At 66.3% G+C, this 11,148-nt stretch carries 16 protein-coding genes and 1 pseudogene; all 17 read left to right on the top strand.

Going from position 1 to position 11,148, the window contains the following annotated elements:
- Positions 1 to 148: 148 nt before the first annotated feature.
- Positions 149 to 1,015 (top strand): annotated as a pseudogene (locus tag CCR97_RS01440) (DUF7146 domain-containing protein); the annotation flags it as partial.
- Between the two features lie 333 nt (positions 1,016 to 1,348).
- On the top strand, positions 1,349 to 2,278 hold the full coding sequence (locus tag CCR97_RS01435; protein ID WP_111358005.1) for a DUF2493 domain-containing protein: 930 nt from the start codon (positions 1,349 to 1,351) through the stop codon (positions 2,276 to 2,278).
- Positions 2,279 to 2,419: 141 nt separating this feature from the next.
- Entirely contained in the window at positions 2,420 to 2,860 is a 441-nt protein-coding gene (locus CCR97_RS01430; protein ID WP_111358003.1) for a hypothetical protein, read from the top strand.
- Between the two features lie 572 nt (positions 2,861 to 3,432).
- Positions 3,433 to 3,759: a DUF736 domain-containing protein gene (locus tag CCR97_RS01425; RefSeq protein ID WP_111358002.1), complete on the top strand. Its 327-nt coding sequence runs from the start codon at positions 3,433 to 3,435 to the stop codon at positions 3,757 to 3,759.
- Between the two features lie 207 nt (positions 3,760 to 3,966).
- The gene (locus CCR97_RS01420; RefSeq protein ID WP_111358001.1) at positions 3,967 to 4,218 is read left to right on the top strand and encodes a helix-turn-helix domain-containing protein; all 252 of its coding nucleotides are present in this window, start codon (positions 3,967 to 3,969) and stop codon (positions 4,216 to 4,218) included.
- A gap of 129 nt (positions 4,219 to 4,347) precedes the next feature.
- Positions 4,348 to 4,605: a DNA -binding domain-containing protein gene (locus CCR97_RS01415; protein WP_111358000.1), complete on the top strand. Its 258-nt coding sequence runs from the start codon at positions 4,348 to 4,350 to the stop codon at positions 4,603 to 4,605.
- A gap of 37 nt (positions 4,606 to 4,642) precedes the next feature.
- Positions 4,643 to 4,954: a transcriptional regulator domain-containing protein gene (locus tag CCR97_RS31520; RefSeq protein ID WP_338049045.1), complete on the top strand. Its 312-nt coding sequence runs from the start codon at positions 4,643 to 4,645 to the stop codon at positions 4,952 to 4,954.
- Entirely contained in the window at positions 4,872 to 5,501 is a 630-nt protein-coding gene (locus CCR97_RS01410) for a DUF2285 domain-containing protein (RefSeq protein ID WP_207199361.1), read from the top strand. Before CCR97_RS31520 ends, CCR97_RS01410 begins: the two co-directional genes overlap by 83 nt.
- A 140-nt stretch (positions 5,502 to 5,641) precedes the next feature.
- Positions 5,642 to 5,917: a helix-turn-helix transcriptional regulator gene (locus CCR97_RS01405; RefSeq protein ID WP_111357999.1), complete on the top strand. Its 276-nt coding sequence runs from the start codon at positions 5,642 to 5,644 to the stop codon at positions 5,915 to 5,917.
- A gap of 10 nt (positions 5,918 to 5,927) precedes the next feature.
- Positions 5,928 to 6,806, top strand: a complete 879-nt coding sequence (locus CCR97_RS01400) for a replication initiator protein A (protein ID WP_111357998.1) — start codon at positions 5,928 to 5,930, stop codon at positions 6,804 to 6,806.
- Positions 6,807 to 7,014: 208 nt separating this feature from the next.
- The gene (gene parA / locus CCR97_RS01395; protein WP_111357997.1) at positions 7,015 to 7,653 is read left to right on the top strand and encodes a ParA family partition ATPase; all 639 of its coding nucleotides are present in this window, start codon (positions 7,015 to 7,017) and stop codon (positions 7,651 to 7,653) included.
- Positions 7,650 to 7,904, top strand: coding sequence for a ribbon-helix-helix protein (locus tag CCR97_RS01390; protein WP_111357996.1), 255 nt, complete (start codon positions 7,650 to 7,652; stop codon positions 7,902 to 7,904). Before parA ends, CCR97_RS01390 begins: the two co-directional genes overlap by 4 nt.
- On the top strand, positions 7,901 to 8,410 hold the full coding sequence (locus CCR97_RS01385) for a DUF2840 domain-containing protein (protein WP_111357995.1): 510 nt from the start codon (positions 7,901 to 7,903) through the stop codon (positions 8,408 to 8,410). Before CCR97_RS01390 ends, CCR97_RS01385 begins: the two co-directional genes overlap by 4 nt.
- On the top strand, positions 8,407 to 8,952 hold the full coding sequence (locus tag CCR97_RS01380) for a S26 family signal peptidase (RefSeq protein ID WP_111357994.1): 546 nt from the start codon (positions 8,407 to 8,409) through the stop codon (positions 8,950 to 8,952). The genes CCR97_RS01385 and CCR97_RS01380 overlap by 4 nt, the downstream gene beginning before the upstream one ends.
- A 45-nt stretch (positions 8,953 to 8,997) precedes the next feature.
- On the top strand, positions 8,998 to 9,333 hold the full coding sequence (locus CCR97_RS01375; protein WP_111357993.1) for a DUF736 domain-containing protein: 336 nt from the start codon (positions 8,998 to 9,000) through the stop codon (positions 9,331 to 9,333).
- 4 nt (positions 9,334 to 9,337) lie between these two features.
- Complete coding sequence (locus CCR97_RS01370) at positions 9,338 to 10,111, top strand: lytic transglycosylase domain-containing protein (RefSeq protein WP_111357992.1); 774 nt, start codon at positions 9,338 to 9,340, stop codon at positions 10,109 to 10,111.
- Positions 10,112 to 10,355: 244 nt separating this feature from the next.
- On the top strand, positions 10,356 to 11,148 hold a 793-nt coding region (locus tag CCR97_RS01365), incomplete at its 3' end, for a relaxase/mobilization nuclease domain-containing protein (RefSeq protein WP_201159244.1).

The raw sequence follows: 11,148 nt of genomic DNA, 5'->3' as shown, positions 1-11,148 counted from the left end.
CGTCGCGGCGCATCACGCGACCCTCCCTGACGGGCGGAGGTTATGTTGCGCAGAAGCTGCCGATCCCTCACAAAACGGCCGTCCAGCGCGGGGCCGCAACATAACCAGCGCCGCAACATAATCGGTCTTATGTGCAGTTGAACATAAGACCGACGCCGCCACCGGCGAGCACGGCGACCTGCTCGACGTCATCCGCGAGACCTGCGGCCTCGTGGATTTCGCGGATGTCGCGAGGGAGGCACGTGCCTTCCTCAGCCTGCCGCAGCCCGAGCCGCAGGCGAGCGAGCGTCGGCGCACGATCCAGCCAGCTCCAACGGGTTCGCCGAAAGCCGCGCGGCGCCTGTTCGCCATGTCACTGCCGATCCACGGCACGCTCGCCGAGACGTATCTCCGCCGGCGCGGCATTACGTCTTTGCACGGAACCGGATCGCTGCGCTTCCACCCGCGCTGCTACTACCGGCCGGACGAGCATTCCGCGACAGAGACCTGGCCCGCCATGATCGCCGCCGTCTCCGATCTCGACGGCCGACTCACCGGAGCGCATCGGACTTGGCTCGACCCCGAGGGCTTCGACCCCATCCGCCTCGGCAAGGCGCCGATCGACACGCCGCGCCGCGCGATGGGCGATCTTCTCGGTCACGCCGTCCGCTTCGGAGTCGCTGGCGACGTCATGGCTGCTGGCGAAGGCATCGAGACCATGCTGTCGCTTAGGATGGCGCTGCCCAACATGCCGATGGCCGCCGCACTCTCGGCAGCCCACCTTTCAGCCATCCTTTTCTCCGACATGCTGCGCCGACTCTACATCGCGCGCGACGACGATCCGGTGGGTGACGGCGCGATGACGACGTTGATCGAACGTGCGGCCGACAGCGGCATCGAGGCGATCGTGCTGTCGCCAAGACTGGGCGACTTCAACGAGGATCTCCGCATGCTCGGGCCCGACGCGCTGCGGGCGAACCTTCGGGCGCAGGTCGCGTCCCCGGACGTCATGCGTTTCATGGCCGAGGCCGCATAGAGCTCCCGAGCACAAGAGACGGCCGGAACGGCGGTGAGGTCAATCGCGTCGCCGGCGGCCGATGCTCCACGGTGCTGAAGAGAGCCGCGCCCACGGCCTTCCTGAGAGGCGATCGGGACGGCAAACGGCACGGCCCGGCAACCTCGTGGGCCGACTATTTTCCGTCGGCGGCAGAGCCGCCTTTACATCGCGAAGCAAAATAGTCGGCCCCCTTCGGCCCTCCGCTGCGCTTCGGCCCTGCGCTTCGCTCCGGGTGCAGGGCCGAACCGTCCGCCGTCTTCCGTCGCCATGAAGGCCGCGAGGGTCGCGGCCAATCCAGCGACGGAGCATCCCATGCCCAGCGACGACGATTTCGAACCCCACCACAGCTCATCTCCAACCGATCACGTTCTCGCCGAGTTGCAACTCTACGGCTTTCGCCCATTCCAAGACGAACCGGATCCCCGCCCGCTTCCCGACGGCAATACCGTCGCGGGCGCCATCGCCGACATCTTCGATGCGCTGATCGTCACGCTCAGCGACACCCGCCTCGAACCGGATCTCGAAGACTTGCTCTGGTCGACCACCAACGTCTTCCATCGCGCCGCTGACCGCATCGCCCGCGAGCTCGACGATAACGAGCAGGCGCAGCGCCGCAGCCAGCGCGAACAGGACGGCACCGAGGTCAAGTCTGTCGAACTTGAGCGCCTGATCGCCGAGGGGCAGACGCTCATTGAACGACGCGACGCCTTCGAGCTGATGCGCGACCAGGCCTGCGAGCACTTCGAGCGCAAGATCGGCTCGGCCTGGCGGCCGCGCAGCGGTTCACTCGTCAACCACCGCGCGATGACTGCGGCGATGATCGACAGCCGAGACTTCCTCGCCGCGAAGAAGCGCGCCGAAACCGAAGTCATGCTACCTCCCGGCCCGAAGATCGCGCTGAGCGGCGGCCTCGACTTCAACGATCACTGGCTGATCTGGGCCAAGCTCGACCAGGTGCACGCCAAGCACCCGGACATGGTGCTCATGCATGGCGGCTCGCCCAAAGGCGCCGAGCGCATCGCCGCACGCTGGGCCGATCACCGCAACGTGCCGCAGATTGCCTTCAAGCCCGACTGGACGAGGCACGCCAAAGCCGCACCGTTCAAGCGCAACGACACCATGCTGAACGTGCTGCCGATCGGCGTCATCGTCTTCCCGGGCACGGGCATCCAGGACAACCTGGCCGACAAGGCCCGCAAGCTCGGAGTTCCCGTCTGGCGCTATGGCGATAAACCGATGTGATCGCCGTAAACACCATCGGAATCGGGGCGCCGCGGCGATTTCAACTCGCCGCGGCCTTCGATTTTTTGCTATAGTAACCGTTAGCGCCGTGGTGGTGGTGGAAGGCGCAACCGTCAGATCCTTCTTACGGAGGCCACCATCATGATCGTCGTCAGCATTCTCGCCAGCATCGCCGCCATTGGCGTCATCTGCGCTCTCTTGTTCTACCTTGCGGTCTATGCACTGCCGCTGTTCGCGGGTGTGACGGCAGGTGTGTGGGCATACGGCACCGGCGCGGGCTGGGTCGGAGGTATCGCCGTTGGGTTCGTCGCGGGTCTCGCGACGCTCCTCGTCGGCCACCTCCTGCTTGCGTTCGTCAAGCCGCTCTGGCTGCGCTTGATGATTGCGGCGGTGTTTGTCGCGCCCGCAGCCATCGCCGGCTATCACGCGACCCATGGCATCGTGAAGCACACGATGCCCTCGGAAACCTGGGCGGTCGCTTTCTCGGTGATCGGGGCTGTTGTCGTCGGCATCACTGCTTTCGCCCGGCTCGCGACGCTGGCCCCGCCCGGTCAATCCGGCCAGGGCGTGGCTCGCGCCTGACGCCATTGCAAGCACGGTGGCATAACCAGATCACGCTGCCTTTGATCCCTCCTCGTTGGTGGCCAACGCGGCCGCGCCGGACAACGCGGGTACGTGCTTGAGCTCGCTGATCACTCCGGAACGCAGGCTGGGCAGCACAACGAACATCGCGCCCCGAGGGGCAGCGGCAGGATCGCTCGCCCTTTCGTCTCCTCCGGAGTCATGATGCGGATTCTGCCTGCCTCGACATGGTGAAGCCCTCGCCGCCGTCCGCCGGGTCTCAACGGTTGCACGACGGAGTCGCCAGTTCTCCTTGATCCTTCTCTGTCTGATCGAGCGCTCCAAGCGGCCTCTTTGATGGGCTGATCTGGCCGAAGGCCGGCTTCGCCTCGATCGCCTATGCCGCAATGGCGCCGATCGACTTTCTTCCCTTGGGCTGCGCCCATTCCTCGCGAAACAAGAAAGTCTCCCGGCTGCCATCCTCCGCTGCGCTACGGCCTGCGCGCAGGTGCGCCGTCGATCGCCTCCGGCCAACCGATCGCCATCGAGGCCGCAATGGTGCGGGCTCGAAACAGAGATCAAGGAGAACTACCATGGCGACCATCGGCACCTTCAAGAAGTCCGGCAACGAGTTCGTCGGCCAGATCGTCACCCTCTCGGTCCAGGCGAAGAACGTCCGCATCGTTCCCGAAGCCAGCCGCTCGGGCGAGAACGCCCCCAGCCACCGCGTCTTCGTGGGCCGCGTCGAGATCGGCGCCGCCTGGGCCAAGCGCTCCAACGAGGGCCGCGACTATCTCGGTCTCAAGCTCGACGACCCGTCGTTCACGGCTCCCATCTACGCCAACCTCTTCGACGACGAGGACGGCGAGGCCTTCAGCCTGATCTGGTCCCGCCCCAACGGCCGCCGCAACGGCGAGTGAGGCGAGCCTAAGGCCCCGCCCTGGGCTCCCCGGGCGGGGTCCAGCCTACTTCAGGTAGGCGAGCCGCCAGAGCGACCGAATCAGTTCGCCGTGATTCGGCCAACTCTCCTTCGTTAGCCTCCATTTTCGCTCGCTTAACAAAGCAAGAGCGACTATTTTAGTCGTAGTTCTGGCGCGCTCGGTCGATCCAATGGGAGGTGATCATGCATGATCACCGCCCGACAATCGCGGGCCGCTCGCGCGCTGCTGGGATGGACGCAGGAAACGCTTGCCGACCGGGCCGTTGTTTCACTGACGGCGCTTAAGCGCCTCGAATCCGGCCATCGCGCCGTCTACGAGTCGACGGAAGACGAAGTCCGTCGAACGCTAGAGGCCAACGGCATCGTCTTCCTGTCGTCCGACCAGGGCGAAGGAGTGATGCTTGTCCGCGCGAAGGTCGGCGCCACCCGCAGAAAGTGACACCACGCATACGCCTGGCGGTGGCAAGACTTTGTTCCCGACAGACCGCGCTCCTCTTGCGCCGGCCGCCAGTCTGCGTAGGGTTAACAAACCGTTGCACCAGACACGTCTCGGCCGTCGGGGGCCAAATTGACACAGCAGGCATTTCTCGACGAACCCCCCGAAGGCACGGCGCTAACCAGCTACGATCGCACCCACATGAAGCTCTACATGCGGCTGCTCGATGCAGAAACCGATGGCGCCGATTGGCGTGAGGCGGTCGCGCTCCTGTTCGGCATCGACGCCGGCAAGGAACCCGAGCGCGCCGACCGCGTCCACCGCAGCCACCTGGCCCGGGCCCGCTGGATGCGTGAGTGCGGATATCGCCAGCTCGCGCGCGAGGCCTGACATCCACACGTGATGCCATCCTAGCATCACGCCTTGCATGTTCGGGGACTTCCCGCCGTCGACTCAACCGGCGATCGTATTCCTCCTTCGCACGCGCCCGACCAAGGGTCGGGGGAGGAAACACATGGGCCCCGATACATCGCGTTGGCGCACCTCCGAGACCTACGACTATCTCGATCTTCTCGTAGCACCCGACCTCGCCTGGGAATGGCTGAGGCGCAACACGAACTATCAAGCAGACTTTGCCGAAAGCGAGCGGTCCTCCGTTGCCGCCCAGCGCTTCACCGCGCTGGTCCGGTCGCGTTGGGGGCTGCTCTTTCGCGATCGACCCGTCGCTCGCCGCCACTAACGCCACCGTCTTCTGGACGCCGGACGCCGATCCCGGCACGGTCATTGCCACCGCGATCCCTCCCACGCTCGCAGTCGAGAGCGTCGTCGCGCCTGATCTTGATGCGAGCAGCGCTCGCGCTGGATTGGACGGACTGAGCATCGTTCATGGCGACGGTGCGAGCGCCGTTCGGCTTTTCCTCACAATCGATGCCTCGCCCGCGAACCCGCTTGTCGCACTGGTTCCGCTCGGCCCCGATGGACTCGACCGCATCGACGCCGTGACCCGCCTTTGGCGCGCCGTCAACGGTCGGAAGGTACCGATCGACCCGAGACTCACCAAGCAGCAGCGCCGGCGGCTTCGGCGCATGCTCCAGGCGGTGGATGGACACACAGAAGGCGCCAGCTATCGCGAAATCGCCGAAGCCATCTTTGGAGCAGCCCGCATCGCCGATACATCGTGGAAGACCTCCGCACTTCGCGACGTGACGATCGACCTCGTGAAGGACGGCCTCGCGCTGATCGCCGGCGGCTATCGCGAGCTGCTACGGCGCCGCCGGCGTCAATAGCCTCGCCGTCACCTGATCCGCAGGGGGTGCGATTTTAGCATTCGCATCTTCGCCATCCCCCCACGCTGCCTTCCTCCGCCACCGTGGCCTTCGCTCGCCGATGCTCGCCGACAGCCTGAACGAACGCCCGGAGGTGCGACATGACGAATCTCGCCGGCTTGCCGCCGCGCTTCTTGCGGACGCCAGAGGCCGCCGACTTCCTCGGCCTCTCTAGCCGGACACTCGAAAAACATCGCACCTACGGCACCGGCCCCGCTTACCGCAAGCTCGGCGGTCGCGTCGTCTACGCGCTCGACGACCTCAAGGCCTGGGCCGACCGCGGCGCCGTCACTTCGACGTCCGATCCGCGCGGCTCGGTGCTGCCGGCGAAACGCCACGACCCGGCCGCAGCGCAGGCCGGTCGCGGCCGTCGCTGAGGCGCGGCGTATGTCCTCGGCACCCCGCAATAGTGAACGCGAGCAGCTCGATCTCTTCCGGGCGCTGCCGGGCGATCTCGCGCCGCGCGACGCGCAGGACCTCATGGCCTATCCGTTCTTCTCGTTGGCGAAGTCCAAGCGGCTGACACCGATCGACTTCAAGGCGGGCACGATCGTCATCCGCGTCGAAGCAGTGCCAGAGCACGGCATGGCGACGATTTGGGACGCCGACGTGCTGATCTGGGCAGCCTCGCAGATCGTCGAGGCGCGAGACCTCGGCTTGCAGCCGTCTCGGCTGATGGCGGCGACGCCTTACGAGATTCTCAATTTCATCGGTCGCGGCGTGAGCGCGCGCGACTACGACCGCCTCAAGTCTGCGCTTGATCGCCTGCAATCCACGACCGTCGCGACCTCGATTCGACAGCCGAGCGAACGGCGGATGCATCGCTTCTCCTGGATCAACGAGTGGAAGGAACGCGCGGATGCGCACGGCCGCCCGCTCGGTCTGGAGCTGATCGTGCCGGACTGGTTCTTTGCCGCCGTCCTCGATGACGCGCTGGTGCTGACGATCGACCGCGCGTACTTCCGTCTGACTGGCGGCCTCGAGCGCTGGCTCTATCGCCTGGTGCGCAAGCACGGCGGCCGCCAGCAGTACGGCTGGAGCTTCGACGTCGCCTACCTTCATGCGAAGTCCGGCAGCCTCTCGCCGCTGAAGCACTTCACCTACGACCTGCGCGACATCGTCCGCCGGCAGACGCTGCCCGGTTACCGGCTAACGATCCAGCAGCCGTCGGACGCCCAAGAACGCCTTACATTCGCGCCGGTCGATCCCGCTGTCCTCGCATCGCTGGCGCAGCGCAGAACCTCTCGCACCGGGAGAAAGCTGTGAATCCCCTCGTGCTATCAGGGACCGAACCTATCGTGCCATCGGGGACCCGATCCTCGTGCTATCGGGGACCGGAAACATCGAATCCCGGCGCCGATTCAAGACATTGCGCGCGCCGTAACTCTTCTAACCAAGATTCCTTCGGAATCTTTCTAACGGCCGCGCCGCGCTCCACACCTGTGCATGAGCGCCGCCAACGGCGGGGCGCGCCATGATCGTCGCTCTGCTCAACCAGAAAGGCGGCGTCGGCAAGACCACGCTCGCTCTCCATCTCGCCGGTGAGTGGGCGAGACGCGGCCAGCGTGTGACGCTCATCGACGCCGACCCGCAAGGCTCATCCCTCGACTGGTCGCAACAGCGCGCACGCGAAAGCCTCCCACGCCTGTTCGGCGTCCTCGGCCTGGCGCGCGACACGCTTCACCGCGAAGCGCCCGAGCTCGCGCGGAATGTTCATCACATCGTCATCGACGGCCCGCCACGCGTCGCCGGGCTGATGCGCTCGGCGCTGCTGGCGGCCGACTGCGTCGTAATCCCGGTGCAGCCGTCGCCATTCGACGGCTGGGGCTCTGCCGAAATGCTCGCGCTGTTGAGCGAGGCGCGCGTCTATCGCCCGCACCTCGTCGCCCGCTTCGTTCTCAACCGATGTGCCGCGCGCACCATCATCGCGCGGGAAACGGCGCTGACGCTCGCCGATCACGATCCGCCATTGCTCGCTTCCAGGATCGGACAGCGTGTCGCCTTTGCCGACGCCGCGCAGTCCGGCCGGCTCGTCTGGGAAGCACACGCGGCAAGTCCGGCAGCGCGCGAGATCACCGCCCTTGCGGCCGAGATCGGGAGGCTGGCGCGATGACGCAACGCTCCTCGAAGCGCGCCTTCATCGCGCGGCCCGCCGACCCCGAACGCTGGATCAAGGCGCCGGAACCCCGCGCCAAAGGTAATGGCGACGACGCCGCTTTCACCGCGCGGCTGACGATCGACATCACACCGGAGCTGCGCGGCCGCATCAAGGTCGTCGCCTTCCAGCGCGGGCAGACCGTCGCGGACATGCTTCGCGACCTGCTGGCCCGCGAATTCCCTCCAGCCGAAGGAGACCTGCCATGAGCAGTGCGTCCCATCTGCGCCTCGTGCCGCCGCCGCTTCCCGTCGACGGCCTGACGCGCGTCGAACTGACGTGGATCGAGAAGAAGGTCGAGTACTGGATTCGCTTCGGCAAGGAGAAGGACGAGCAGATCCTCGACCGGCGCCGCCGGACGCTCAGCTTCGCATCGAACAGCATCTTCGCCCTCGTGCGCTGGGCGTCGAACGACCATGGAACGGTCATCTCGCGCATCGACATCGTGCGGGCGATCACGCCCGGCGAGCATTTTCAGACGCTCCCGTTCGTGCGGCCCGGCGGTGACATCCTGCTCAAGATGGAGGGATGGCCGAAGGTCGAGCGCGTCCTCCAGTTCATCGATGCCATCGAGGCGATCGGAATCGATCCGGCCGAGGTGTCGCCGCATCATTGGCGGCACGTCCACAATCGTCTCACCGCCGGCCAGGAGCCGCGCAGCTACACACTCGAGCAGCATCAGGCGATCCTTCTGCGCCGGAGCGTCGAGCCGTGACGCGCTTTGGCTATGTCATGACGACGTACTTCGCCGTGATGGCGGTTGGCGTGCTTTCCTTCCTTCCGGTCGCGCCGAAGCTCATCTGGAATGCATCGGCCAGCGTGCCGCTCGGCCTCTATTCCATCGAGCCGGCGCAGCATCTCGAAGTCACAGACCTCCTCGCCGTCAATATGCCCGAACCGCTTGCCTCCTTCATGGCCGAGCGCCGCTATCTGCCGCGCGGCGTGCCGCTGATGAAGCGCGTCGCCGGCCTTCCAGGCCAGCGCGTCTGTCGTGACGGCGCGCATGTCACGGTTGACGGCATCGACATGGGCGAGGCGCTGGCGCGCGACCACGCGGGCCGCGAGCTACCGGCCTGGCAGGGCTGTCGCCGCATCGCCGATGGCGAAGTCTTTCTCATGAATTGGGCCGCTCCCGACAGCATGGACGGCCGCTACTTCGGTCCACTCGCCACCAACTCGATCATCGGCCGCGCGATCCCGCTGTGGACCGACGAGGAGGGCGACGGCCAGTTCGAATGGCGCGCCGCAACGCGGTGACGGCGGGCCAAACACGTCCTCTTCACCGCTCAAAGGGAGTTTCCAATGCCACAGATCGGAGAGTTTACACGCACGAAGAACGGCTACACCGGCCATGTCCGCACGCTCGCAGTCAACAGCGAGATGGTGCTGATTCCCGCCGAGCATTCGGACGCTGAAAACGCGCCCGATTATCGCGTTCATCTCGGCGACGGCAACGGTCCTGAGATCGGCGCCGGCTGGAAGCGCACCGGAGAGAAGGCCGGCGATTACGTCTCCGTCCAGATCGACGACCCCACCCTGGGCCAGCCGATCCGCGCCAATCTGTTTCAGTCGGGCGACGCGAAATCCGTCTGGGGCTTGCACTGGAGCCGCCCGCAGAAGCGCCCCGAGCGGGACTGAAGTAATGGTCATCCGCTCGATCTCGCGGAGACGGAGTGAGGCGGCCGGGCGAGCGTCGCTTGCCCGGCGTCTTGCCGCTCTTCTCCTTTCCGGCCTGCTGATCGTCGGGCCATTCACTGGCGCAGCGCTTGGTCAGGACGCGGCCGTCGCGCGCGCTCAACGGGCGCAACCGATCGCCAACTACATGACTGAAGCAGCGCGGCGCTTCGGCGTCCCAGTTGCATGGATACGCTTGGTCATGGGCGCCGAAAGCGCGGGCGACGTGCGCGCCGTCTCTCGTGCGGGCGCTATGGGCCTGATGCAGATCATGCCCAACACATGGCCTGAGCTGCGGGCTCGCTATCGTCTCGGCAGCGATCCCTTCGACCCACACGACAATATCTTCGCTGGCACCGCGTACCTACGCGAACTGTATGACCGCTATGGCTCACCCGGCTTCCTCGCGGCCTACAACGCAGGCCCTCAGCGATATGAGGAATACCTCGCGGGCGTTCGCGCGCTGCCAGCCGAAACGCGCGCCTATGTCGCTTTGCTCGCGCCCCTTATCGGCGGCAAGCCGCTCGATGACGCAGCCACGATTGCACCCGATCCGCTCGCGTGGACCCGCTCCTCTTTGTTTGTCGTGCGCGGGAACGGCAGCGCGAATGCAGCACCATCGCAAGAACAGCGCGTGCCCGGTGACGACGCGACGACACCGCAAGCGCATGACGCGGCATCGCTTTCACCGCGCTCCTCCAGCCTTTTCGTCGCACAGGCTAGTCCGGACCCGCAGCAATGACGCGCCTGTTTCCAGATCGCGGTGTAGCGAACCCCAGCGCACGACAGAGTGTGATGAGGCGGGAGGACGTAACCACAACCGCACGATGGCAGGATAAAGGGGCGCGATGTGCGCGCCATGACGGTTGTGGTTTTGCAATAGGTTACATGCCGAAACCGCGAGGTGCGCCGTCCCGGCGCAGCCTGCGGCTTCGTCACTTTTACAATGAATTCCGTCGCTTGGCGCGATGTGCGGGGTCGCGGCCATGAGCGCCGAAGATGACTTCCGCATCCGGCCCGGCCGCATCCGCTCCACCCGCGCGCAGCGGGCTCGACCCTTCATCGCCCAGGCGCTCGCCGCCGCTGAGCGCGCCGGCGGCTCCGTCTCCCGCAACGGGACGATCGGCCCCGGCCGTCGCTCGCGCTTCGGCTGCGGCCAGCGTGCCTCGGTGCAGGCCAACCGCCTCATTACCGCGCGCTCGCGCGGCGCCGTCGTCAAGGCGCGCGTCGTCCGCCACGGCGCGCGCGGCGCCCCCCTCGCGACCCATCTCGGCTATCTGCGGCGCGAGGGCGTCACCCGGGACGGAGAGAAGGCGCGGCTCTTCGGTCCCGGTACTGACGACGCCGATCCCAAGGCGTTCGCGGAGCGCTGCGCCAACGATCGCCACCACTTCCGCTTCATCGTGTCGCCGGACGACGCGATCGAGATGGCGGACCTCAAGCGGTTTACCCGCGACCTGGTCGGGCAGATGGAAAGAGACCTCGGGACGAGGCTCGACTGGGTGGCGGTCGATCACTGGAACACCGAGCACCCGCATATCCACCTGATCGTGCGCGGCGTTCGTGACGACGGCGAGAACCTTGTCATCGCGCGCGACTACATCAAGGAAGGCATGCGCGACCGCGCGCGCGACCTGATCACCCAGGAGCTTGGCCCGCGCACCGATCACGACATCCGCACCGCGCTGGAGCGACAGATCGAGGCCGAGCGCTGGACGAACCTCGATCGCCAGCTCGCGCGCGACGCCCATCGGACGGGCATCATCGATCTCGCGCCAC

The sequence above is a fragment of the Rhodoplanes elegans genome (assembly GCF_016653355.1).
GTDB lineage: Bacteria > Pseudomonadota > Alphaproteobacteria > Rhizobiales > Xanthobacteraceae > Rhodoplanes > Rhodoplanes elegans.
Note: the sequence above shows the minus strand (reverse complement) of the source record. Positions and strands in the feature narration are given on the sequence as shown.